Source organism: Paenibacillus silvestris (assembly GCF_009882985.1).
Classification (GTDB): Bacteria; Bacillota; Bacilli; order Paenibacillales; family NBRC-103111; genus Paenibacillus_E; species Paenibacillus_E silvestris.
In genome coordinates this window covers 280,367-305,186 of record NZ_WTUZ01000040.1, presented here as the reverse complement: position 1 = coordinate 305,186, position 24,820 = coordinate 280,367, and the positions used below count along the sequence as shown (strand labels likewise).

The following is a 24,820-nucleotide window of genomic DNA, read 5'->3' as shown; positions in this document are numbered from 1 at the left end:
GAGGAGTTATTGAATGAATCCCATCTCTAGTCCAGGAGAGTTTACGGAGTTAGATCGATTCATGTTTGAATCTTGGGGCTATCTATTGATTCCGAGTGTCCTCTCAGAAGAAGAAGTAAACGAATGTCTGGAGGCTTCCGTCAGATTACATCAATCAGCAGGCACTACGGGCTGGGCACAAGTGGGAAGAGGATATGAAACTGAAATATCCTTAGAGCGATTGATCGATCATCCAGCTATTCTGCCCAAAGTCAGGGCGCTTTACGGTGATCGGTTTATTATGCAGTCCGGCTGGTGTACGAAGCAGCCGGCTTTTGGCGGGGTAGGTGGATGGCATCAAGATGGATCAGGAGCTTACGACTTTCGTAAGCTCGGCTATCCGATTCCCTTGCTTCAACTGAGAGCTTCCTTTTTGTTGACCGATCAGACGGTTCCGCGAACTGGCAATATGGAGCTCATTCCAGGAAGCCATCGAAGTCAGGTTCCGCTGCCGGACTCGATTAGATCGAGCAGAGAGAGCGTGCCGGTCAGCCATGTCATATGTGCTCCTGCAGGGTCGGTCTTATTTTTCCACAACGCAGTCTGGCACCGCACTTATGCGCATGATGGGGACTATGACCGTTACACGATGCACTATATTTATAGTCCGCCTTGGGTGCGATGCTCTGATCGATTCGAGAACAATCCAGAATTTCTGCAGCGTACAACACCGACTCGCCGTTATCTCATGGGAGAATTTGAAAGACCCGATGCTCCCTTTGGCGCCAGCTATCCAGCACAATTTGAGAATGAGTAATTCGCCTATATGGAGAAGAGCCCAAGATGGATTTTCATCTTTGGGCTCTTTACTGTGAACTGTGTGAGAGATTCAGAAAGGCTGATTCGAAAGAGCGAAAGAAGAGAATGTCAGTGTGAGCGTGCCGCTAAGGCCTTCTCAAATTGAACGGACAGCCAAACGTGTAGATGGCCTGCGTGAGAGGATGAAAAAGGCCGTCTCCGAGCTTTGAAAGATGTAGAGAACATGTGAGACGGCTAAAAAGGCTGCGTTAGCGAGCAGGCGCGCTCGGTTATTTTTGATAGGATACAAAGGAGGCAGGCTCCTCATAAAAGGTAAATCCATAAAATTTATTGTTCGGCATTTCATTTGTTTTCGTTGTGACGACCCTATATGTCTCGCTATGATATTCAACTAAGCCCAATCCAACAACAGCTCCAGCAAAGAACAGTAGTGTAAGTGCTATGCCAATATGATTTTTTTTCATGAGAACTCTCCTAGATAGATTCTACATCGGCTGCAGGATTTGCTTGATGGTGATTGTTTTATTGTAAACGATTATTTACGTAAAAGTTGTAGAAACGTGACACGAATCATGACTTTCCTCATTATTCTTTCTCAAGAACGACCCGTTTATTTTCAGTTTAAAAAGTCGTCATATACTTGGACCAGTTGATAAATAAAATCTAACGCCGAGGTGTCGATACGTATGAATACAACCAAAGAACAGCAACACATTGCTATCATAGGCGCAGGCCCAGGAGGACTGACGTTGGCCCGAATTTTACAGCAGCATGGGATTAAATCGACCGTTTATGAACGTGAAGCATCCCCCGCAAGTCGCAAACAAGGCGGCTCGTTAGATATCCATTCCGATTCTGGACAGAAAGCGCTGAAAGAAGCGGGATTAATCGAACAATTTGAGGCGCTCGCCAGATATGAAGGACAAGATTTCCGACTTCTAGACAAATTCGGCAACCTGTACATGGATGAGGTGGCAGAACCCCATGAAGGGGATAGACCTGAGATCGATCGCGGGACACTGCGCGATCTGTTGTTAGACTCCATCGACCTTGACACAATTCAATGGGGGCACGACCTCGTTCAGGCGATTCCTTTGGAAGATGGAAGGCACGAACTGCATTTCGAGAACGGGCATGTGGATACTGCGAATCTTGTTGTAGCGGCAGACGGTGCATTTTCCCGTATACGTCCTCTTCTTACAGAATCAATTCCCGTATATAGCGGATTAAGTATGGTTGAACTTTATGTTGATAATGTGGCTACCACTCATCCGGAATTGGCTGCATTTAATCGACGCGGCAAAATGTTCGCCTTTGGAGATCATAAAGGCATCTTGGGGCAGTTAAACGGGGATGACCGACTTTGCGTATACGCGGCGTTTGAAGTTGAACAAGAATGGCTGGATACATGCGGCATCCCTTTTGATCAGCCTGAAGAGGCGAAGCGGCTGCTGCTGGAGCAGTTTCGCGATTGGGATGAGTCGCTGACGAGCTATATCCGTTCCGCAGATGGGGCTATAGTGCCAAGACGCATCTACAGCCTCCCCGTCGGGCTCCAATGGACGCATAAACCAGGCGTCACGCTGATTGGAGACGCCGCGCATCTGATGTCCCCATTTGCTGGCGAAGGCGTGAATTTAGCGATGTTAGATGCTGCAGAGTTGGCCTTGTCCATCGTTCAACACACAGACTTGAACAAGGCAGTTCAAGCATACGAGAAGAAGATGTACGCGTACTCGTCCATTTCAGCTGAGGTGTCTGATGCGAATCTGAAGCTTTGCTTTTCTGATGACGCCGCTCGCAAGTTGGCGGATCTGATGAACCAGTACCATGAGGCAGCGAATGAGCAGGGGATATGAGAAAAGAGTCTTTCGTAGACTCTTTTTTTGTTTTTTACGCCAAAAATGGGCAAAAGTACGAAATTCGGATAGAATAAGAATGACATAATTTACATAGAAGAGGGATACGGATGAAGAGAATTACCATATTGGTCGCAGATGACGAGGCGGAGATTGCCGATCTGATTGCGCTGCATTTAGAGAAAGAAGGCTACCAAATTATCAAAGCAGCAGATGGAAAAGAGGCTGTCCAGGCGATACAAACGCATTCGATTGATTTGGCTATTTTAGATATCATGATGCCTAGATTGGATGGACATGAGGTGACGCGGCAAATTCGTGAAAAGTACCAAATGCCGATCATTTTTCTGAGCGCCAAATCATCTGACTTGGATAAGATAACGGGATTGGTGATTGGGGCCGATGATTACATGACCAAGCCGTTCAATCCTATGGAACTAGTCGCCCGAGTGAACGCACATCTACGTCGGTCCATGCAATTAAGCCAACCCAAAATTGACCATAACCTACTTGAAACAGGCGGATTAATGATTGATCCTGACAAACGGACAGTAAATCTATATGGTGAAAATATTGAATTAACGCCGAAGGAATTTGATATTCTATATCTGCTGGCGGCTCATTCCAAGAAAGTTTTCAGCGTGGAAAATATTTTCCAGCAGGTATGGGGCGAAGCCTTCTATGAAAGTGGCAACACCGTCATGGTACATATCCGTACGCTGCGCAAAAAACTAGGTGAAGATGAGAACAATAAAAACAAATGGATCAAAACCGTTTGGGGTGTGGGATATACATTCAATGGCTAAAATGATACGAAGTTTCCGTTTCCAAATGATCGTTTTATTAGGGATGAGCATGCTTTTATCTGGAATTTTCACGTTCATTCTTTACAAAGTCCTTCAGCTATACTACAGCGGTGTTCGGCTTGAAAATCCTTTGGCGAAATTTCGCCATGTGATTGCCAACATCGGAGATTTTAATTTCTTCTTAATCATTTTCATTCCTCTGGCGATTGTGTGTTTCTTTTTCCTTACTAAACCTTACGCCGCTTATTTTCATGAGATCTCCACGGGGATTCACCGTCTAGCTAATGGGGATTTCGCAAGCCGTGTTCATATTTCTTCGAATGATGAGTTCAGGGATATAGCGGAAGACATCAATATGGCAAGTGAGATGCTGCAAAAAGCGGTAGAGCGAGGCGATTTTGCGGAAAGCAGCAAAGATCAGCTGGTCTTGAATTTAGCTCACGATCTGCGAACGCCATTAACGTCAGTTTTGGGTTATTTAGATTTGCTGCTTCAGGACAATCAGTTGACGTCGGAGCAAATTAAGCATTATACAACAATCGCTTTTACCAAGTCGAAACGTTTAGAGAAGCTTATTGACGAGCTGTTTGAGCTCACAAGAATGAATTATGGCATGCTTTCAATTGAGAAAAAGCAGATCGATCTAAGTGATCTTCTCATTCAGCTTAACGAAGAGTTGTTCCCTGTTTTTGAGAAAAGTCATCTGCAAGCTAGATTAAATATTGAGCCTCATTTGCAAATTTGGGGCGATGGCGAGCTGTTGGCGCGCGTTTTTGAGAATTTATTAACGAATGCGAATCGCTATGGAAAAGACGGCCAGTTCGTGGATATCAACTGTCAGCTTCAAGCAGATGAAGTTGTGGTCCAAGTCGTTAATTATGGCGACAGTATTCCACCGGAGGAGCTGCCGCATATTTTTGACATGTTTTACACAGGTGATCGGGCTCGGACGCATCAAGGCGGGAGTACTGGACTCGGTCTCTTCATTGCCAAAAATATCGTGGAACAGCATCAGGGTACGATTTCTGCACAAAGCAACTTGATTCGTACGTTATTTGAGGTTCGTTTACCGCTTTCATGAATGAAATTTAAGAAAAACTTTAAGTTTATCCCACTTCTTTCTTAAAAAGTTTTCCCTATTCTTATATGTAGTAAGAAGAAGGAGGTAACGAAGAATGAAGAAGTGGGTTTTTTGGCTTGTCATACTTGCCCTACTCGGATATGAAGCCATGCACCAGAAACCGGAACGCGTAAACGAGAACCAAGGGATAGAGAAATTTGAGATTCGAGAGTCCATTCCCACGAAGAGCGAACAAACGCTTAAGATCATGAAAGACCAAATATACCAAGGCAATTTAGTCTTAGTTAATAAGGATTATCCAATCCACCAAGCAGGCATTCTCACGGATGTGGTCAATCTTTTTCAACATAAAGAATTGGTTGATGGTTATGTTTTATTAGACAACACAGTTCGTTTGTCTCGAAGCATTGTGAAAAGTTTTACAACGATGGTCAAAGCTGCCGATAAAGAGGGGATTCATCATTTTATGATAAACAGCGGCTACCGGGATAACAGCGAGCAAAGCAAGCTTTATAAAGATATGGGTCCAGATTATGCTCTGCCGGCAGGAAATAGCGAGCATAACTTGGGGATTTCTCTTGATATTGGTTCTACGCAATCGGAAATGAGCCAAGCTCCGGAAGGAACTTGGCTCAAGAAGAATGCTGCGACCTACGGATTCATTTTACGTTATCCCAAGGATAAAACGGCGATTACTGGCATTCAGTATGAACCTTGGCATTTTCGATATGTTGGTTTACCCCATAGTCTAATCATGCAGCAAAAGAATTTAACGCTTGAACAGTATTTGGAATTTCTAAAGCAACAGAAGACGTTAACAACCACGATTCAGGGTGTGAACTATGAAATTTCGTATCATCCGATTTCGAAAGATACAACCATTCAAGTGCCAAGTAATCGTAAATTTCTGCTGTCCGGCAACAACATGGATGGCATCATTGTGACCGTATTTTAATGCATGGATTCGAAATCTCTGGAAGGTGAGGACGCCAAATGAAACAAATGAAATTCATCTATGAAGCAGCGATGTCTGCACTATTTGCCCTCTATATGTACGTGGTGTTTAAAGTTATCTTATTTAAGTTCGGTTCGATGGACTTCCTCTTCCTATGGCAGCAGCTTCAGAGAAGTCTAGGGAATCCGAGCAATGTCCATCATCGCTTGCAAACAGCGAATTTCCATCCATTCGTGACCATATCTCAAAATATCCATAGTCTATCCAGTTACGAAGTGATCAATTTGTATGGAAATATTCTGATATTCATACCATTTGGTATTTTCCTGATGCTATTATCGAAAAAATCAAGGATGTCATGGATTGGAGTAGGTATTCGCTCCTTTGGCTTAAGTTTGAGCTTGGAATGCTTGGAAGTTTTATTTTTAATCGGCAGTTTTGATGTGGATGATCTTATTCTAAATGTGTCTGGCGGTTTGATTGGTTGTTGCCTATGGCAACTAATGTTAGCTGCTAGCCGCTTGATCGGGGTCGGTTCCTTTCGTTTCTTTGCCAAAGAACAGCAGAACCAGCGCTCCGAACACGATCGCAATGAAAAAGATGGTAAATATCGAGGTAATGCTGTGATGTCGAGACACCAATAAGCCTACAAGATAAGGGCCGATAATACCTCCAACGCGTCCAAAGGATGCGGCAAGTCCAACGCCTGTCGAGCGGACGCTAGTAGGGTAGAGCTCGGGTGTGTAGGCATACATGGCTCCCCAAGCACCAAGATTGAAGAAGGAGAGGCTGATCCCTGCTATTATTAGCATGGCTTCTGTGCTAGCAGAGCTGAACCAAATCGCGCTAAAAGCTGTTAACAGCAAGTAAGTGACGAGAACAAACTTACGGCCGAATTTCTCAATAAAATAAGCAGCTGTAAAATAACCTGGAAGCTGTGCTAGCGTCATGATTAACACATATTGAAACCCTTTTACAAGACTGAAACCCTTAAGAACCATGACAGATGGAAGCCACAGAAATATCCCGTAATAAGAGAAAACCACGGTAAACCAGAGAATCCAGAGTGTTATCGTTGATTTGCGGAAATTTGCAGACCAGACGGAAGTGACGCGCACTTTGAGCGTTAATCGGCGGCTTCGCTGTGCGTTAAATCTTGGTGAATCTTGAATCGCTCTTCTTAAATATAAGGCATATAGAGCTGGTAAGGCGCCAATGAGAAAGGCTGCTCTCCAACCATAGGTAGGAATGACAAAATAGGAAATTAAAGCCGCGATAATCCACCCGCAAGCCCAGAAGCTTTCGAGCAGCACAACAGCTCGTCCCCTCTCCGTAGCAGAAAACGATTCCGAAACAAGTGTAGATGCAACGGGAAGCTCCCCGCCAAGACCAAATCCAGTAATGAAACGCAGTGTACATAACATAATGAAACCTGTTGCTAATGCCGAGAGTCCGCTGGCAACCGAAAATATCAGAAGTGTAATTAACAGCACGGATCTCCGACCATAACGATCTGCGCTCGCACCGGCAATGGCTGCTCCAACAGCCATTCCTATTGAATTGATGGCTGCGAGTAGGCCAACTTGTTGTGCACCCAATTTCCAATCAACAGCCAGAGCGGCAACGATAAAGGAAATAATCCCTACATCCATGGCATCGAATAACCAGCTTATTCCCGCGCTGAAAAGTAATTTACGTTTTGCTGGGTCTTGCAGCAATGATGGTTTACTCATGTTCGTATACATCTCCATCCTCGAACTCCTCAAACTGTTACCCCTATCTTCCTCCTATATCCCGTTTTCATACATGAGAAAGTCGAAAAATGAGGTTCTGATTTGCTGGAGAAGTTGGCGGGTGATATGATTAGTAAATTAGTTCAACTTGTTTATTTTCGTATAGGAGGCTACCGTGGACAAAATATCAATTCCTGAGTTGTTTAAAAAACTAGAAACAGAAGATGTCCTGTTGCTTGATGTTCGCAGCAAGGAAACCGCTTCTGAATATACACCGGAACATAGCAATCTTCATCGTATCCATATTGAAAAAGGTGAAATTAACAATTGGTCAGAAAGCACAGCAGCTGAACTTCACAAAGCAGCCGCAGGCAGAAGAGTGTACGTCACTTGTTCAGGAGGAAACTCAGGGACGAATTGTGCGATTCTGCTGCGTGAGAAGGGATTTGATGCTGTTACTGTCGATGGCGGAATGCGTGCATGGCAGGCTGAGTTATCCAAACAAGAGGATGAAAAGGGACTAGGCTGGAATTTCGACAACAGCTACGTTCGTCTGCCTAAAATATTTTATAGCCGACTCAACCCGACGCCTGTTAGCTCACCAGAAATCGTTGTTTTTAACGATGCGCTTGCAGCTTCACTAGGGTTAAATATCCAAGAGCTTAAAAGTACGGAAGGCGCGGCGATTTTCGCAGGCAACCAAATACCTGAGGGAGCATCTCCTCTTGCGCAAGCTTATGCGGGGCATCAATTCGGGTATTTTAATATGCTAGGAGATGGTCGGGCGAATCTGCTCGGTGAACATATTACACCACAAGGCACCCGCGTTGATATTCAACTGAAGGGAGCTGGCAGTACAACATACTCACGTGGTGGGGATGGGCGAGCGGCACTTGGACCGATGCTGCGTGAATATATCATAAGTGAAGCCATGAGCGCTCTAGGTATACCTACAACACGCAGCTTAGCAGTTGTCACAACGGGGGATACCGTGTATCGCGAAACGGAGCAGCAAGGTGCAATAGTTACCCGGATTGCGGCTAGTCATATCCGCGTTGGTACTTTTCAATTTGCAGCAAAATTCGGCACGCCTGAGGATCTTAAAGCCATGGCCGATTACACCTTACAGAGGCATTACCCAGAAGTTGAAGCGGATGAGAACCGGTACCTGTCGCTGCTTCTTGAAGTAATCAAACGTCAGGCTAACCTTATTACCAAATGGCAGCTTGTTGGGTTTATTCACGGTGTAATGAACACAGACAATATGGCGCTAAGCGGTGAAACCATTGATTATGGTCCTTGCGCATTCATGGATGTGTATGACCCGGCTACGGTGTTCAGTTCCATTGATTCACAAGGCCGTTATGCCTATGGCAATCAGCCGCGCATTGCCGCTTGGAATCTCGCAAGATTTGCTGAAACTTTATTGCCTCTATTGAGTGAGAATGAAGAAGAAGCGATTAAAATAGCTGAAAATGCGCTTGCTAGCTTTTCGGAATTGTATCACCGGAATTGGCTGTCAGGCATGAGAGCGAAATTGGGGATTGTTAACGAAGAAGTGCAAGACGTGACGCTAATAGAAGACCTGCTTAATATGATGCAGCAATACGGGGAAGACTTCACGAATACATTCCGTGCGTTAACGTTTGATAAACCAGAAGAGACGTTCCTATACGGTACAGCGGAATTTGCTCAGTGGAATGAGCAGTGGCAGGCAAGATTAGGCAGACAGCAGGAGACCAAGGAGTTGTCGCAACAATTGATGCGCAGCAGCAATCCGGCAATCATCCCTCGTAATCATCGAGTTGAAGAAGCTCTGGCGGCAGCCGTGGAACATGGAGACTATAGTGTGATGGAGCGACTTCTTCAGGTTCTTTCAGACCCGTTTGCGCATACGGTGGAACAATCGGAATATGCCGTATTACCAGCGGGAACTGGGCGTCCTTACCGGACTTATTGTGGAACCTAAGATCGAAAAGTAGAACGATGGGGATGTCACAATGGATAAACAAATAACCATTCAAGCTTTGAAATATGGAAATCTCCTTCATTATGAGTGGAACACGACCTTGCTGGAAAAGACGGATTCTTACATTTTTGTCTTGGGCCCAAAGGGAAGACAGCTGCATCATTACACGAAGCAAAAGGTTTTTACGATGGAGACTTGGACGATTGAATATTTTTCATTTGATTCATGGTTTACGGTAAGTGCAGATATCGTCGGTGGCGAGATCAAGCAATATTACTGCAATATTAACCAACCAGCTAAGATTGATGGTCAGACCGTATCTTTCGTAGACTTAGACCTGGATTACATCTGGATCAACGGCGAATGGATGGTTGTTGATGAAGATGAGTTTGCGAGCAACGCGATTAAATTTGCTTATCCAGAAACGCTGATTCACCAAGCTCGTCAAGAATTAGAGGCTTTAAAGGAACGGGTTCTGAGCAACCTGTTTCCTTTTGATGGCTCGCTTGCGAAGCATATAGTGTCTGTTCCGAGCGAATAAGCGTAGAAAAGAGGCTTTTCCCGAAGGTCATGTAATGACCGTGGGAGAAGCCTCTTTTTGAAGTTAATCAGCGGTATGTGGTAATTAACGCCGATTCTTCCAGCTATTATTCAAAAATTGATCTGATTATGTGTAATTAAATGGAATTTCTACCGGTAATTCCACCAAGTTCAGTGAATTTCGGGTCGATAAGGAGAAATTAGCTGGAGGTACTACCGCTATTTCGTTCTATGCTGCTTAACCGTGCAGGTTAACGTTAGTTTTTCCATCTATTTTCGCTTAATGCGCACTAACCTCACTGATTTCAACTTGAGTAGGCATGACTTCTTTTGGCGAGCGTTTCTTTTGAATGAGCACAATAATGGCAATAAGCGATAGCGCCATAAAAATGACAGATCCCGTAATGGATGCTGCTGAGGCGTGAGCGAGAACATATCGAGCTTGATCCTGCTGTGCTGCCCCTGCAAGTGGATGCGTAACGGCCTCGCGGCTCGCAGAACCAAACACGGTAATTAAGATCGCAAGCCCCAAGGATGCTCCTGTTTGGTGTGCGACATTCACAACGCCGGAAGCTGCACCAGCATCGCTGCGTTCAACACCGGCGATCCCGGATGATGTGAGGGGGATAAAGACGACCCCAGCACCAATGCCCAGGATTACTAATGGAATCGCGATATTTGGAAAATAGGAAGTATCTACGGTGATTCGGCTTAACCAGAACATACCTATCAAAGCAAGGAAGACACCACCGATCATTAATCTAGTGCTTCCAAAACGGGACAACAGGCCTGGTACGGCATAAACCATACTGAACATTACGCCAGTCATCGGTAGAAAAGCAATACCTGCAACAAGTGCATTAAAGTTTGTTACACCTTGCAAGAATTGCGTTAGAAAAAAGAACATGGCAGACATACCGCCGACAAACAGCAGCCGCGCCAAATAAGCACCCGTGCGTTCACGGCTTGCAAATAATCGAAGCGGCGTAATCGGCTGATCAGCTTTCTTTTCGATACGGATAAAAACGGCTAACAGGACAATTCCTACAAGGAAGGATGCGATTGTCCCATTGTTACTCCAACCCTCAGAGGCTGCGCGAACAAAGCCATAAACGAGAGAAGTCATCCCAACAGTTGATGTAACGGCGCCTAAGATATCGAATCGACCACTCAGCCGCGGCGTTTCTTTTAAGTAACGAGGAGCTAAGATAAGAAGCGCGATACCAATAGGCACATTAATGAACATGCCTAAGCGCCAAGAAATGAGGTCAGTTAGAATCCCGCCGAGCACAAGACCGACGCTTCCGCCAGCACCGGACACGGCGCTGTATAAGGAAATGGCACGCGTGCGTTCTTTGCCCTCAGCGAAGCTAACCATCAGAAGAGCAAGAGTTGATGGAGCGGCAAAAGCAGCAGCGAAGCCTTGAATGGATCTAGCGATTAGCAAGCTCTCAGCAGAATTGGCGAATCCGGCGATTAACGAAGCCAGGGTGAATAAGGCGATACCTGCCATGAAGACACGGCGGCGTCCTAATAAGTCTCCGGCTCTCGCTCCAAGCAGCAGCAGCCCGCCGAAGGTTAACGAGTAAGCATTTTGCACCCAGGATAAGTCTGTTGCTGACAGGTGCAAGTTGCGTCCGATCTCAGGCAGCGAAGTGATGACTATCGATCCGTCCAAAATAATCATTAGTTGGCATGCAAGTATAATGGCTAGAACAATAGGTGAGGTGACCGATCGTCCGTTTAATGCGGTCGAGGATGAAGACATGTGTGTAATCTCCCTTTCATCTTTGGAGTGTTTGTTCCAAAACATCATAATCCCTGAGAAAGAAGAAGTCAACACATTTTTGGAGTAAACATTCCAAAGAAATGAATGGTACTGAGAAATAACCGTCTTTTTGCAGCTTTAAACGTGAAAAATCCATGAAATTACAGAATATGCATTCCGAATACTTGACGATCCCCGTTGTAAATACTAAAGTTGAGTTAATGAGGTGTGTATAATGAGTAAACGAGAAGATATATTGAATGCTACGTTGGATTTAATAGATGAAGAAGGACTACAGGCCGTTACTTTTGCAAAAATTATGAAAAGAGCGAATGTAGGCTCGGGTACCGTTTTTAATTATTTCAGTAATAAGGAAGAACTGATCAATGAGCTGTATCGGGCATGTCGAATCCTGCTTGGGGATCACCTGATGATGGGTTACGACGCTGAATTAAGCTTATATGAGCGTTTTAAATGCCTTCATACCAATAGGATTCGTTTCGCGGTGGAATTTCCTAAACATTTCCGATTCATCGATGCGTATTCCTATTCGCCTTGCATCAAACCTGAACTACGCAAATTGGAAGATGACAGCGTTTCTCGTGAAGCAATATTGGCTCTGATTAAAGAAGGGCAGAAAAATGGCGTCATTCGGGAATATGATGTGAATTTTTGCAATTCCATCACGTATGGCATTGTTTCATCCATTGTCAAAGGCTACTATGTGAAGAAGTTTGAGTTAACGGATATCAAAATTCAACAAACGATAGAGGCTTCTTGGAAAGCCATATTAGTATGAATTTGGAGTATATATTCCAATTATGCAGGGAACAATCAAGTTTTTCATCACCCGCGCACTGCGCGGTTTTCTTTTTTTAAGAGGAATTTGATATAGAGGCGGTAGAGAAATTTGGGTAGTTCGAATCTTTGGGATGCTGAGTGGGAGGTTTCTGGGGAATTAGCTGGAAAATTAATCGCTGCCCAGTTTCCTCAGCTAGCGCATTTAACGATCCAACAGGTAGGCTACGGCTGGGACAATACCGTTTATCTCGTTGGAGATGAGATCGTTTTCCGCTTTCCAAGAAGAAAAGTTGCCATTGACTTATTACACATGGAGGGCAAGCTATTACCTCAACTTGAGACGTATATGCCCCTTCCATATTCCAAACCGTTATATTTTGGCGAAGCAAGCCTTGAATATCCAGCACCATTTCTTGGTTATCCTTACTTAACAGGGAAGTTTCCAATAGGATTGACGGATGAACAACGTACCGGATCAGTTCCCATACTTGCGCAATTCCTAAAAAGGCTGCATGCATTTCCTATTGATATTGCAAATGAGAACGGAATCCAACATGACCATAGAAATCTAACAGACCTAGCGTCGCGGAAAGAAAAAATGCTAAGCTTCTTATCTGATCTCAGCGCTCATATCAGCGAAGAGGATCACCTGGCAATTGCTAATTATTTGGATCAGCTTAACATAGAACCCGTTCAACCAAGACACATTTTCCTGCATGGTGATCTGCATTTCAAAAATATGTTAGTAAACGAGCAGGGGATCGTCTCTGGCATCATTGATTGGGGAGATATGAATATCGGTCATCCCGCCTGCGATCTCAATGTTGTGTATAGCTTTCTGCCCCCGGATGCCCGCGCGAGTTTTTTTGCCGCGTACGGGAACGTGGATGAAGAGACGAAGCGATTAGCTCGACTAATCGCCGTCTATATTCCTATGCTGATCTGGATGCAGGCCATTGATGACAAAGATGCTGAAGTTGCCGAGGAAGCAAAAACAATCATCGCACGAGCGCTCGCGGATAGGTAGTGCGTTATCAAAGGAGAATAAAGAACAATGAGCCTTCAACTAACAACGGATATTTGTCGTATATTTCAGATCAAACACCCGATATTTCTAGCAGGCATGGCTGGAGTTCCAGGCACTGTGAATCTGGCTGCAGCAGTTTCCAATGCAGGTGGTCTTGGCACCATAGGGGGCGCTTATATGCAACCAGAAGCGATACGAACAGCCATTCAGGAACTAAGGCAGCTGACGGATGCGCCCTTCGGCGTGAACCTGTTTACGCTTCGAGTCCCTGACAACAACACGAGAATACAAGTTGTTCAAGACGAGCTTAATAAGGTGCGCGGCCAACTTGGAATCACGGCGGCCACAGGGGAGAGCGTCAGCACCCCCGATTATTTCGAAGAGCAACTCGCTGTTTTGCTGGAAGAGAAGGTTCCAGTCATTAGCACTGCATTCGGCGTCCTTTCTGAGTCTTACATGCAAAAGGCAAAATCACTTGGCTTGCGTGTCGTGACAATGGTAACAACAGTGAAGGAAGCTATCATGGCGGAGCAAGCTGGTTGTGATGCGATTGTTGCACAAGGCAGTGAAGCGGGGGGACATCGGGGTACTTTTGACATCTCGAGCCACCCGAATGGGGCTAATATTGGCACTATCGCTTTAGTTCCGCAAATTGTAGATCAAGTACAGATTCCGGTTATTGCCGCTGGAGGCATTATGGACGGGAGGGGGCTTGTTGCTGCGCTGGCCCTTGGCGCCCAAGGCGTGCAGATGGGAACCCGCTTTCTTACAGCTTTTGAATCAGGGGCGAATGTGGCGTATAAGGAAGCACTCTTGAAAAGCACAGAGGAAAGCACAGTCATCACGAAGGCATTCTCGGGTCGCCCAGCCAGAGGCATTGTGAACACGTTCATTCGACAGTGGGACGAAAGTGGTGTTGAGCCGCTTCCATTTCCTACACAAAATACGATCACAAGAGATATACGAAATGCTTCAGCAGATAAACGTAATGCGGAATATATGTCTTTATGGGCAGGGCAAGGGACAAGAATGCTTACGGACGGGGAGAAAGCTGGGAATCTTATAGCGGAGATCATTGAGCAGGCTAGTTCGATTCTCAAGTAAAACGAAAAAAGAAGCAATCGGAGCGAATATGGGCTGCCGATTGCTTCTTTTACGTTAAATCGATGAACTTCCGAGCCGATATTGGCCTGGCGTCGTGTTTTCAAATTTTTTAAACACTTTGAAAAAATGGCGCGGATTTTCATAACCAACAAGCTCAGCAATGGTATGGATCGGCCAGTCAGGGTGGTCCTGCATGAATTGCTTGGCTTTGGTAAGCCGAAACGTATGCAAGTAGTGAAGGAAAGTAAGGTCCATCTCTTTACGAAACAGCATGCTGATGTAATTCGGATGCATCTGCACATGATCGGCAACAACATCGAGGGATAGATCCAATTTGTAATTTTGTTCTACAAAGGAAACAATTTTGTCAATTGACTGATTGGAAGGCTGGTGGTGCTCTAGGCGCCGATCAAAGGGGAGGATCTGCCCCGATCTTTTCGAATCGTGAACGGCTTCCTGCGTTGTGTCAATGCCAATGCTAAGGCAATGTTCGTTCACAAGGCTGAAAAACAGCTCGCGAAGTTTGCTGTGATCGTGATCGCTGCCCGTGAAGCAAAGGTGCAGAGACTGCATGTCCTTTTCAATGTTTTCTAGAGTCTCGTCAAGTGATAGCTCGCTCGCTTGGGCGCCACCGCCAATGGTTTTTGACGCTTGTCGATATACCGTCATGCTGCTGCTCACGAAGTGCCGGTTGAATAACATGGAAGCGACGGCTTCCGTGTACAACTCCCGCAGCTTATCTATCTCGCACATCCTGCCGCTGCCACCAATAGGCAGCCCGCTGCTTGGCGTATTTTGTGTGTAAAACAGATCCCCACAGGCAAGTTGAAGTTCGGAATCCGTTGGCACATGCAAACCGTTAATAATAAGCACTGCTTGCCGTAAAAATCGCGATTGAAACGAATAAGCCTTGAAATTCATTTCGGATAGGGAGCTACATAGATGCGCAAGGCGTTCGTTCGATAGCAGCGGCGTGTTTTCATAGGTTTGAAATACTAGCATTGTTGTAAACGGATCAGGAAGAAGGGTGGGCAGCTGCTCTGGCTTGAGAGGCATGTCTTCAAATGGCGTGTCATAAAGAATATGTTCTTTCAGCATCAGCAGGTCATGTTCTCTTACTTGATGCTGTTCTGCCCGAATGGTGTGCTCGACCTTCTCTAACACGCCTAGCAGTTCAACCTTATTAATTGGTTTTAATAAGTAATCTACTACTTGGAATCGCAGCGCCTGCCTGGCATACGCAAAATCGTCATAGCCGGTAATGATCACGAAGCGACTACTAAGGTTTTGGGTTTGTATTTCCTTAATTAGGGCGAGCCCGTCCATCTCAGGCATATGAATATCGGTTAGGATCAAATCGGGCTGAAAGGATGCCAGTTTGTGGAGTGCATCAATGCCGTCGCAAGCTCCGACGATCTCGCTAAAAGAAGTGTTCGCTTTCTGAATGATACGGATGATGCCATTCAATATGATGGGTTCGTCATCGACAACCATTAGCTTCATTGCCCTGCCCCCTTGCCTAATTTGAGCACACAAGTCGTTCCCTCATGAAGTTTACTTGTTATCTGGGCACCTGAACCTTCGCCAAAGAACATTTTTATCCGTTCACTGACATTCACGATGCCCAGTCCGCCGCCGCCGTTTTGCAGATGTGATGCCTCTATTTTACCATGTAAAACCCCTTGAATTAAGGCCAATCGATCTGCTTCAATACCTGCCCCCGAGTCACTAACGACTATGAACATGAACTGGGCATCTTCCCAAATCCGAATGGAGAGAGTAACTTGTTTTCTAACGGTTGCAATTCCATGGACGATACTATTTTCAATCATTGGCTGCAGAATATAATGGGGACAGATGAAGTTATCAATACCAGCGTCAATCATGAAACTTACTTGCAGCCGGTCACCAAGCCTGATTTGCTGAATTTTGATATAGTCTTTGACATTTTCAACCTCATCTTTTAAGGTCGTTTCACTCTTTGATCCCGATAAACTATAGCGGAATAGCTTGCCTAGGGTATAGGACATCTCAGCAGCTTCCGGATCATCGTTTGCTTCAGCGATCATGCGTATGGATTCAAGCGTATTGTAAAGGAAATGAGGTTTGATTTGGGCTTGCATCATTTGGTAAGCGGACTCTTTCCGCAGCATTTCAGAGCGGTGCACGGTATTCACCAGCTCGTCCATTCGCCGGATCATCGCATTGTAAGAGGAGGTCAGATGTCCGACTTCGTCTTTATTAATTTCTCCAACATAGAGTGGAAAATGGTTCTCATCGACTCGCCGCATATGCTTGGAGAGTTTCAAAATCCGCTTCGTAATTGAACTAGCGATCAAATAGTACATACCAGAGAGTGTCAATAATAGGATGGTTACGATCATCACAAGCACATATTTGTTCTTTTTGATCCCACTAAACACATCATCAACTTGCTCCATCATAACAAAATGCAGCTTCAAACTGTCGGCATAAAAAGTTTCAATGAGCATCTTGTCTCCGCCTACAGTTTGATAAAAGTACTTCGTTTTGGCTTGGAAGGCATCGTCCAATATCGCTTTTTCTGCCTCCTTATTGAATGGGATTTTCTCAATGCGCGAGATGACTTGGTGATCCTGATCAAGCACATACAAATTGCTTTTGCTATTCAAATTTAAAGATTCAAACAAGGGTTTAATCAACTTGGACGTAACTTTAATATCGAGTAGACCGATGTCCTGCTCAAAATTCCGATTCCCTATTTTGTGAACATAATGGAGGTTGATGGTTGGATCGGATACGTTGGTTGACGTTACCCATTTCCCTACACCAAGCGGAAGCTTCTTGATGCTTTCTTCGAGCTTGAACTCGTCCATTTTGGCCATCTCCGGTCGGAAAATCATCCCGTTTTGCTGTTCCATATAAATGGTCATGCCATCAATCATTCGATTGGACGACAGGATATAGGAAAACAAAGGGCGAATATAGGTCAAAAAGTTAGAAATTTGATCAAAATCGGTCCGGTAATTTCCGCTTAAATAGGAGATTGTATTCGAATTATTTTGGAATAGTTGATAGGCTGATTCGATCTGCACGGTGCTAATACTGATATTATTTAACACTTGATTCACGATTTTCTGTCTGCCTTGCGCGTATTCCTCCAGGAAGCTGTTATAGTTCTGATTATACAGGAACAGGCCGAACGAGATGATCGGAATGAAAATGATCACGATGTAGCCGATTGCCATTTTTTTAACAATAGACAAGTTCTGATAGTTGAAAGCAAGCTTCTTTGGAATGAGGCACACCACCTTATGAATGGACAGTTCAGCTTAAAAATGATCCCTATAAATTTGTTCGACAGTCCATTATGATAGTCCTTGTAAGCGCTTAAAAATCGGAGTAAATTTCATGCAGCTTGGAGGGAGAGTTACCATGAATATAGCTTTTAGAATGGTGAAGAAAAATTGGCAGCTCTATCTGATTATCCTGCCGTCACTTCTGTATTTACTTATTTTTAAATATGTACCGATGGCTGGCGTGCAAATTGCTTTCAAAAATTATGTAGTGACCAAAGGGATTTGGGGAAGCGATTGGATTGGCTTTAAACACTTCATTGATTTTTTTCGACTGCCGATTTTCTGGCGCATTATCAAAAATACGGCTCTATTAAGCCTATATTCGCTCGTTGTAGGTTTTCCAGCCCCTATCATTCTTGCGTTAGCATTAAACGAGTTGAGAAATGGTGTGTTTAAGCGAGCCGTACAGCTAGTTACATTCGCACCTTATTTCATTTCCACCGTCATCATGGTGTCGATCATCATGCTTTTCCTTTCTCCTCAGCTTGGATTTGTCCATCTCTTGGCCGATAAGTTCGGATTTCCAGCCGAAAATATTATGTCAAAGCCGGAATATTTCAAGACGGTCTATGTCCTATCTGATGTTTGGCAGTTTACGGGATATGCCTCGGTCATCTATATTGCAGCTCTTGCTGGAGTAGATCCACATTTATATGAAGCAGCCAAAGTGGACGGCGCATCGCGCTTCCAGCGTATGATCCATATTGATTTGCCGAGTCTTATGCCGACGGCAGTGATCTTGCTTATTCTCAATGCAGGGCAAATCATGAACGTAGGATTTGAGAAAGTTTATTTGATGCAGAATGCCATCAACGTTGGGGCTTCCGAAGTGATTTCCACTTATGTGTACAAAATGGGGTTAGTCGGAGCGAACTTTAGTTTCTCCGCAGCGGTCGGACTATTTAATGCCGTCGTCAATTTGCTGCTGCTGATCGTGGTCAATTATGTGGCAAGGAAAAATTCCGAGACGAGTTTGTGGTAGGAGGTAGAGAAGATGATGAATCCCGAGCAAGCCATTTCGTTAAAATCACCTAAATCAACGACCCGCATCGTTGAAAGCAGCATAGATCGCGTGTATCTCTTCTTCGTCTATCTGTTTTTGATCATTTGCTTAATCGTTGTAGCGTATCCCTTAATTTATATCATAAGCTCATCCTTTAGCTCATCATCGGCTGTTATCTCTGGAAAAGTGTGGCTTCTACCTGTTGAGCCAACACTACGAGGCTATCAAGCTGTGTTTCAGAACCCGCAAATTTTGAAGGGGTATGGCAACTCGTTGTTCTATCTGGTCGTAGGTACGCTGATTAGCGTATCGTTAACGATTACTGCTGCTTATCCGCTTTCTCGTAAAAACTTTTATGGACGCAACGTGATTACAGCTTTGTTTGTTTTCACGATGCTATTCAGCGGGGGCTTAATTCCTTATTATTTGACGGTAAAAGGACTGGGGATGCTCGACACGAGATGGGCGATGATTATTCCCGGCGCAATTTCTGTCTGGCAAGTCATTCTCGCAAGGACGTTTTTCCAGACATCGATTCCGTCCGAGCTAACGGAGGCCGCACATTTGGACGGATGCAGTGACTTCAAATTTTTAACACGAATCGTTATCCCGCTTTCTAAGCCGATCATTGCCGTACTAGTGCTCATGTATGCGATTGGCTACTGGAATTCTTATTTTGAAGCCTTAATCTTCTTGAAAACCGCAAACTTATATCCGCTGCAGCTTATTTTACGCAACATATTAATCCTGAACTCGATTGATCCCACGATGATTAAAGACGTGAGGGAGCTTGCCGAGAGACAGGGCTTGAAGGAGCTGCTTAAATATTCACTGATTGTCGTTGCAAGTGCGCCTGTTCTTATTCTTTATCCTTTTGTACAAAAGCATTTTGTGAAGGGTCTATTAATTGGTTCTCTAAAAGGCTGACGCTGGAGAAAGAATGAGAGGCGGGATGCGAGGCACTGGATAGCTTAGGTTTGCCCCCACGTAGATGGATTGGCGAAAACAAACAAGGAGGGTTTGAGTATGGGGATTAAAAGAACCAGTAGAACATGGAAATCGGTCGCCCTAATCGTATTCATTACTACGTTTGTAGTCGGCTGCACATCGGGCGGCGACGACCCGAACAGCGCTACTCCCAGCGCAGGCGGAAGTGCAGACGGGGGAAGCAACGTGAATGTAACGGGCTTTCCGATCGCCAAAAATAAAATAACCATGAGTGCTTTCGCACCGCAATCGGCGAACATTGCTGATCTGAATACGAACTGGTTTACCAAATATTTGGAAGAGAAGACGAATGTTCATTTGAACTGGCAGCTTGTACCAGGCGAAGCAGCAGCCTTGAAAGAGAAAAAGCAATTACTGCTGGCAAGTGGCGACTATCCTGATATTTTCATGTCAGGGGATCTTACGAAAGAAGAGCAGTTGTTATACGGTCAACAAGGCGTTCTGCTGCCGCTTAATAAGCTGATCGATCAATATGCGCCGAATATTAAAAAGGCATTCAAAGATATTTCTTATCTGGAGAAAGCGATTACGGCGCCGGATGGCAACATCTATGCGATTCCTTCGGTGAATGAATGCTATCACTGCCAATTTTCCGCCAAAATGTGGGTGAACTCGAAATGGCTGCAAAAGCTGGGCCTAAGCGCGCCGAAGACGACAGATGATTTCTACAATATGTTGAAAGCCTTTAAGGAAAAAGATCCGAACGGCAACGGCAAAGCCGATGAAATCGCCTTTACGGGTTCGCCAACGGGATGGCATACGGATATTGAAACCTTCGTCATGAACTCGTTCGTTTATTTCAATGCAGATAATAACTATTTCGTGTTAAATGGCGGCAAGCTGGGAACGTCAGTTGATCAACCAGGGTTCAAAAAAGGGTTGCAATATTTGAATAAATTGTATGCCGAAGGCTTGATCGATAAGGAAGCATTTACGCAGAAATCCGATGCGCTGTCACAAAAAGGGAATAGCCCTGACGTAGCCATTGCAGGTGCAATACCGGCAGGTTGGTTCGGTGAGTTCACAGATGCATCGCCGACCGCTACTCGTCACAAAGACTACGATCCGATTGCTCCGTTAACGGGACCAGATGGAGCTTCATTCACCGCACATTACATCGGCATTGGGAATTCCGTCTTTGCCATTACGAACAAAAATAAAAATCCGGAAGCAGCCATTCGTTTGGCGGATTATCTCTATTCGGATGAAGGCACAACCTTGTCCAACTTTGGAGAAGAAAACCGCAACTGGGTGAAAGCAGAAGCGAATGATAAAAATACGCGTGGAACTGCGGCTAAGTTCAAAGTGAAAGAAACTTCATACGGCGTCGGCCAGGTACAGAACGACCATTGGAACCAAATGGGACCGAACCTTCGTTCAGCCGAATATCGGGAAACGTCGTATGCAGCGAGCCAGGACATCTACACGATGGATGGTCTGGAGACACGTTTGTACAAAGCCACGAAGGAATTGTACGAAGGGCATCAGCCGAAGGAAGAGTTCCCGACCGACATTTTCTTAACGAATGAGCAAGCGAATCAGGTGAAGCAATTAAAACCGATCATTACCGATTATGTGAAACAATCCATGCTTCAGTTCATTATGGGAGCCAAAAGCATTGACAAGGATTGGGATGCATACGTGAAAGGTCTGAAAGATTCCGGTATGGATCAATTCATCCAGATCTATCAGGATGCATATAACAAGGTGTATAAAAAATAACGGCAGGGAGCATAGTGAGCAGTTTCCATGCAAAATAACGAAAAGGAGTTAAGCAGCCTATGCTTAACTCCTTTTTCTAATTCATCTTGACCCCTTGAAACACATAATCCCAGGTTGCATTCCGATTAGGATCAGCAGGAACTTCAAGTGCACATACTCTTTCAAGATCCCAATCCAATAGTGAAACCACAGGGGTGATCTCTGCCGGACATAGGATTAGAACGCTAAATTGACCATTTACCGTTTCGGATAACACCGATTGCAGCTCAACTGCTTGATCATAAGTGGCGGCCCATCTCACAAATAGGATGGTTCGGCTAGTTTGCATTTTATCCATTAATCGATCGATGCGACGTTTCATTTTCTCGCGGTAGGTGGGGTATACGGTCGTCCAGTGTTGATTTGGCATAATCGGAAAATCATGAACAGATAGAATATTGTAGTAGGTGTCCTTTACAAAGTGCGACTGTACAGACTGAATAGGGTCTCCATCATCTAATAAATGAGCAACCCCGTCTATCAGAATCATGTTACTCAGATTCATAAAGTTATCGAACTTATTTTTCAATAATCGGTTGACATCTGAAAGAGATAGAGAGACATGCCAATCCAGCGGCCCTGAAAACGGTCTTAAATGGTGACGTTTTAATTGCAGAGAAGGATTACAAGCGCTGCCTAAACTTACAATTGCGTCGTAGGAACCTTTTATTTCATATAATTTCAATGCCATTCCCTCCCCTGAGGTGATATTAATATACTAGATGATGTACGGTTCTAATTTGATTGGACAACGAGATAGATAGGGCGGTATAGAGGCGTACAAGTTGTAACGGCACTTTAAAATATAATTTTTTTCGAATAAAAAAATGGTTTACAAATAGCACGTTTAGGCATATATTTAAGTCAAAGTGTTTCCTTGGGCAAACTTTTTGTCCCACTGGAAACAAAATTTTTACCCAAAAAGTTTCCTTGATGCAAAAAAATTGTAAACAAGCAATATAAATAGGGGAGGATACAACAATGTTGCGTAACTCGGGTGATAAGATGTCTAGACGCAAGCTTTTAAAGATGGGAGGTGCTGGAGCTTTTGCCGTTATTGGAGCTGCTTTATTGAATCCATCTACTTTATTTGGTAAGTCGACATTAGTAGCAGATAAGCATGACATTCATAAGGCAATGAAAGGGCAGCTGCATGATGGAATGAAGCATGGTTATGTGCCAAGTAATGATGCTACCGAGGGTTTTAAAGCGGCACAGAAAGCACTTACTGCATTTGATTATGGGAAAGTAAGCACACTTCCTGATGGAAGAACACTGCGTGAGTATGAAATTACAGCGTATGAGAATGAAGTACAGATCGCCAAAGGAATTAAGTTCCCAGGATGGACATTTAACGGTACAATTCCGGGACCGACCATTCGTTGTACCGAAGGAGATGTCCTTCGCATTCATTTCGGCAATGCAACGAGTCACCCGCACTCTATTCACTTTCATGGGATGCACCCTACGAATATGGATGGGCTTGAGGCCGTAAATTCTGGAGATAAGTTTACTTATGAATTTGAAGCAAAACCTGCCGGCATGCATGTGTATCACTGCCATGTTGCTCCCCTAGCCAGACATATTCATAAAGGACTATATGGGAATTTCATCATTGATCCGAAGAAACCAAGAGCAGCGGCCAAAGAGTTGAGCATGGTCATGAATGGATTTGATTTGGATCTCGATGGTGAGAATGAAATTTACACCGTAAACGGATACGCATTTGCCTATCAGCAAGAACCAATCAAAGTGAAGGTCGGAGAACTTGTACGCATTTACCTCAGCAATCTGACGGAATTTGATCTCATCAATTCTTTTCACCTTCATGCGAACTTTTTCAACTATTATGCAACAGGCGCGGACCCGGAAGCTCGTCCTCAATTTACAGATACAATTATGCAATGCCAAGGTGAACGAGGTATTATGGAAATCGTGTTTCCATCCGCTGGGAAATATATGTTCCATGCCCACCAAAGTGAATTCGCGGAGCTTGGCTGGATGGGTTTCTTCATAGCCGAATAAGAAGGGAGGTAATCGTACAATGAGTTACGCAGATCAAAAGGAAACCAAGGCGTCATCCATTAATGTCAAGGCCATCTTATGGGGAATTCTTCCGCTTATTTTGTTAATTGCAATTATTGCTACAATTGCCAAAGTAGGTACGGGGATTGAGAATGAGCCTGCTGCGCCAATTGAAGTACTGAACGTAGAGAAGATTACGCTGAGTGATGACGGCATTCAAGTGAAGGTTCTGAACTCTGGTCCTGAAGAAATAACGATTGCTCAGGTCGTCGTTGACGGAGCTTTCTGGAACGCAGAATTCACACCAAGTGACTCCTTGAAACGATTCGAAAGAGGCACAATAAATATTCCTTATCCGTGGGTCCAAGGGGATCCGCATGAAGTCAAACTAATCACGTCCAATGGATTGATTTTCACAGGTGAGGTTGCAGCAGCTGCTGCCACGCCAACGCCTACAGGCAAGCTTTTTGCTCAATATGCCTTAATTGGGTTTTATGTTGGGGTCATTCCTGTGGGGTTAGGTCTGTTATGGTATCCCTTCTTGCGCCGGTTTTCGGTAAAAGGCATGCATGTCATTCTTTCCTTGACGATAGGATTGTTATTTTTCCTTGTCATTGATACTTTCGAGGAAGGGTTCGAAATGGCTGCGGAAGCTCCTGGTGTGTTCCAGGGAACTGGTCTAGTATGGTTTGGCGCGCTTCTCAGCTGCCTATTCTTGATCGCTGTTGACCAGTCTAATGATCGCAAATTAAGCAGCAGAACGCTTGAGGGAAGCCGAGTATCCCGGAAAATCGCCACAGGTATCGGTTTGCATAATTTTGGCGAAGGTCTTGCCATTGGTTCAGCATTTGCTGTCGGAGAGGCAGCGTTAGGGACTTTCCTGATCATTGGTTTTACGCTTCATAACATTACAGAAGGCGTCGGAATCGCTGCACCACTCCTGAAGGATCGTCCTAACTTGAGAACCTTTGTTACATTAGCATTAATAGCAGGCGGTCCAGCCATCATCGGAACTTGGGCCGGTGGATTCATATTCAATGATACTTTAGCCGCATTATTTTTCGGGATCGGTGCTGGTGCTATTCTTCAAGTCATTTATGTGATTTCCAAAATGATTCTTAAAGAATCTGCGAAGCGAAACCTGTCACCCGTCTCTTGGCTTAATTTTGGAGGATTAACAGCTGGCATTCTAATTATGTACATCACAGCTCTTATGGTAAAATTCTAATATAAGAAAGATAGAA

The 24,820-nt window shown here is 44.6% G+C and carries 21 protein-coding genes and 1 pseudogene; 16 read left to right on the top strand and 6 right to left on the bottom strand.

The annotated features are described in order from the left end of the window. The first annotated feature begins 13 nt into the window (after positions 1-13). The gene (locus GQF01_RS33355) at positions 14-796 is read left to right on the top strand and encodes a phytanoyl-CoA dioxygenase family protein (protein ID WP_161411534.1); all 783 of its coding nucleotides are present in this window, start codon (positions 14-16) and stop codon (positions 794-796) included. A gap of 271 nt (positions 797-1,067) precedes the next feature. On the opposite strand, the gene GQF01_RS33350 is transcribed toward GQF01_RS33355, so the two are convergent. Further along, positions 1,068-1,262, bottom strand: a complete 195-nt coding sequence (locus GQF01_RS33350; RefSeq protein ID WP_161411532.1) for a hypothetical protein — start codon at positions 1,260-1,262, stop codon at positions 1,068-1,070. 222 nt (positions 1,263-1,484) lie between these two features. Here GQF01_RS33350 and GQF01_RS33345 point away from each other — a divergent pair, with 222 nt between their 5' ends. From GQF01_RS33345 to GQF01_RS33325, 5 genes and pseudogenes are all read left to right on the top strand, one after another. Further along, positions 1,485-2,657: an FAD-dependent oxidoreductase gene (locus GQF01_RS33345; protein ID WP_161411530.1), complete on the top strand. Its 1,173-nt coding sequence runs from the start codon at positions 1,485-1,487 to the stop codon at positions 2,655-2,657. 110 nt (positions 2,658-2,767) lie between these two features. Beyond that, positions 2,768-3,463, top strand: a complete 696-nt coding sequence (locus GQF01_RS33340; RefSeq protein WP_161411528.1) for a response regulator transcription factor — start codon at positions 2,768-2,770, stop codon at positions 3,461-3,463. Next, positions 3,456-4,544, top strand: a complete 1,089-nt coding sequence (locus GQF01_RS33335; protein WP_161411526.1) for a HAMP domain-containing sensor histidine kinase — start codon at positions 3,456-3,458, stop codon at positions 4,542-4,544. Before GQF01_RS33340 ends, GQF01_RS33335 begins: the two co-directional genes overlap by 8 nt. A gap of 94 nt (positions 4,545-4,638) precedes the next feature. Next, positions 4,639-5,499 (top strand): M15 family metallopeptidase, encoded by an 861-nt coding sequence (locus GQF01_RS33330; protein ID WP_161411524.1) that lies wholly within the window; start codon positions 4,639-4,641, stop codon positions 5,497-5,499. Positions 5,500-5,537: 38 nt separating this feature from the next. Continuing rightward, a pseudogene (locus tag GQF01_RS33325) lies at positions 5,538-5,993 on the top strand (VanZ family protein); the annotation flags it as partial. A 12-nt stretch (positions 5,994-6,005) separates the two neighbouring features. Here the strand turns inward: GQF01_RS33325 and GQF01_RS33320 are convergent. Beyond that, a complete protein-coding gene (locus tag GQF01_RS33320) occupies positions 6,006-7,232 on the bottom strand; it encodes an MFS transporter (RefSeq protein WP_161411522.1) in 1,227 nt (408 codons plus the stop codon). Positions 7,233-7,407: 175 nt separating this feature from the next. Here GQF01_RS33320 and GQF01_RS33315 point away from each other — a divergent pair, with 175 nt between their 5' ends. Together GQF01_RS33315 and GQF01_RS33310 are read left to right on the top strand one after the other, a co-directional pair. Further along, positions 7,408-9,201 (top strand): protein adenylyltransferase SelO family protein, encoded by a 1,794-nt coding sequence (locus GQF01_RS33315; protein ID WP_161411520.1) that lies wholly within the window; start codon positions 7,408-7,410, stop codon positions 9,199-9,201. Between the two features lie 31 nt (positions 9,202-9,232). Further along, positions 9,233-9,742: a DUF402 domain-containing protein gene (locus GQF01_RS33310; protein ID WP_161411518.1), complete on the top strand. Its 510-nt coding sequence runs from the start codon at positions 9,233-9,235 to the stop codon at positions 9,740-9,742. Between the two features lie 279 nt (positions 9,743-10,021). Here GQF01_RS33310 and GQF01_RS33305 read toward each other — a convergent pair whose 3' ends face one another. Continuing rightward, positions 10,022-11,509: an MFS transporter gene (locus GQF01_RS33305; RefSeq protein WP_161411516.1), complete on the bottom strand. Its 1,488-nt coding sequence runs from the start codon at positions 11,507-11,509 to the stop codon at positions 10,022-10,024. 235 nt (positions 11,510-11,744) lie between these two features. Here GQF01_RS33305 and GQF01_RS33300 point away from each other — a divergent pair, with 235 nt between their 5' ends. The 3 genes from GQF01_RS33300 (at position 11,745) to GQF01_RS33290 (ending at position 14,441) form a co-directional block, all read left to right on the top strand. Beyond that, on the top strand, positions 11,745-12,308 hold the full coding sequence (locus GQF01_RS33300; RefSeq protein ID WP_161411514.1) for a TetR/AcrR family transcriptional regulator: 564 nt from the start codon (positions 11,745-11,747) through the stop codon (positions 12,306-12,308). Positions 12,309-12,419: 111 nt separating this feature from the next. Continuing rightward, positions 12,420-13,337, top strand: a complete 918-nt coding sequence (locus GQF01_RS33295; protein ID WP_161411512.1) for a phosphotransferase — start codon at positions 12,420-12,422, stop codon at positions 13,335-13,337. Positions 13,338-13,364: 27 nt separating this feature from the next. Further along, entirely contained in the window at positions 13,365-14,441 is a 1,077-nt protein-coding gene (locus tag GQF01_RS33290; RefSeq protein ID WP_161411510.1) for an NAD(P)H-dependent flavin oxidoreductase, read from the top strand. Positions 14,442-14,495: 54 nt separating this feature from the next. Here GQF01_RS33290 and GQF01_RS33285 read toward each other — a convergent pair whose 3' ends face one another. Both GQF01_RS33285 and GQF01_RS33280 read right to left on the bottom strand, forming a co-directional pair. Further along, entirely contained in the window at positions 14,496-15,944 is a 1,449-nt protein-coding gene (locus GQF01_RS33285) for a response regulator (protein ID WP_161411508.1), read from the bottom strand. Further along, entirely contained in the window at positions 15,941-17,668 is a 1,728-nt protein-coding gene (locus tag GQF01_RS33280; protein ID WP_161411506.1) for a sensor histidine kinase, read from the bottom strand. Before GQF01_RS33280 ends, GQF01_RS33285 begins: the two co-directional genes overlap by 4 nt. A 187-nt stretch (positions 17,669-17,855) precedes the next feature. Between GQF01_RS33280 and GQF01_RS33275 the strand changes: the two genes are divergently transcribed. The 3 genes from GQF01_RS33275 to GQF01_RS33265 all read left to right on the top strand — a co-directional run bounded on the left by GQF01_RS33275 (position 17,856) and on the right by GQF01_RS33265 (position 21,512). Next, on the top strand, positions 17,856-18,761 hold the full coding sequence (locus GQF01_RS33275) for an ABC transporter permease (RefSeq protein WP_161411504.1): 906 nt from the start codon (positions 17,856-17,858) through the stop codon (positions 18,759-18,761). Between the two features lie 12 nt (positions 18,762-18,773). Beyond that, positions 18,774-19,709 carry a carbohydrate ABC transporter permease gene (locus GQF01_RS33270; RefSeq protein ID WP_407945443.1) on the top strand — a complete coding sequence of 312 codons (936 nt, stop codon included), beginning with the start codon at positions 18,774-18,776 and terminating at the stop codon, positions 19,707-19,709. A 99-nt stretch (positions 19,710-19,808) separates the two neighbouring features. Then, positions 19,809-21,512, top strand: coding sequence for an ABC transporter substrate-binding protein (locus GQF01_RS33265; RefSeq protein ID WP_161411502.1), 1,704 nt, complete (start codon positions 19,809-19,811; stop codon positions 21,510-21,512). 76 nt (positions 21,513-21,588) lie between these two features. On the opposite strand, the gene GQF01_RS33260 is transcribed toward GQF01_RS33265, so the two are convergent. Next, positions 21,589-22,236 (bottom strand): DUF1796 family putative cysteine peptidase, encoded by a 648-nt coding sequence (locus GQF01_RS33260; RefSeq protein WP_161411500.1) that lies wholly within the window; start codon positions 22,234-22,236, stop codon positions 21,589-21,591. Between the two features lie 296 nt (positions 22,237-22,532). Between GQF01_RS33260 and GQF01_RS33255 the strand changes: the two genes are divergently transcribed. Together GQF01_RS33255 and GQF01_RS33250 are read left to right on the top strand one after the other, a co-directional pair. Next, the gene (locus tag GQF01_RS33255; RefSeq protein ID WP_161411498.1) at positions 22,533-23,576 is read left to right on the top strand and encodes a multicopper oxidase domain-containing protein; all 1,044 of its coding nucleotides are present in this window, start codon (positions 22,533-22,535) and stop codon (positions 23,574-23,576) included. Positions 23,577-23,595: 19 nt separating this feature from the next. Next, complete coding sequence (locus GQF01_RS33250; RefSeq protein WP_161411496.1) at positions 23,596-24,804, top strand: ZIP family metal transporter; 1,209 nt, start codon at positions 23,596-23,598, stop codon at positions 24,802-24,804. The last annotated feature ends 16 nt before the right edge of the window (positions 24,805-24,820 follow it).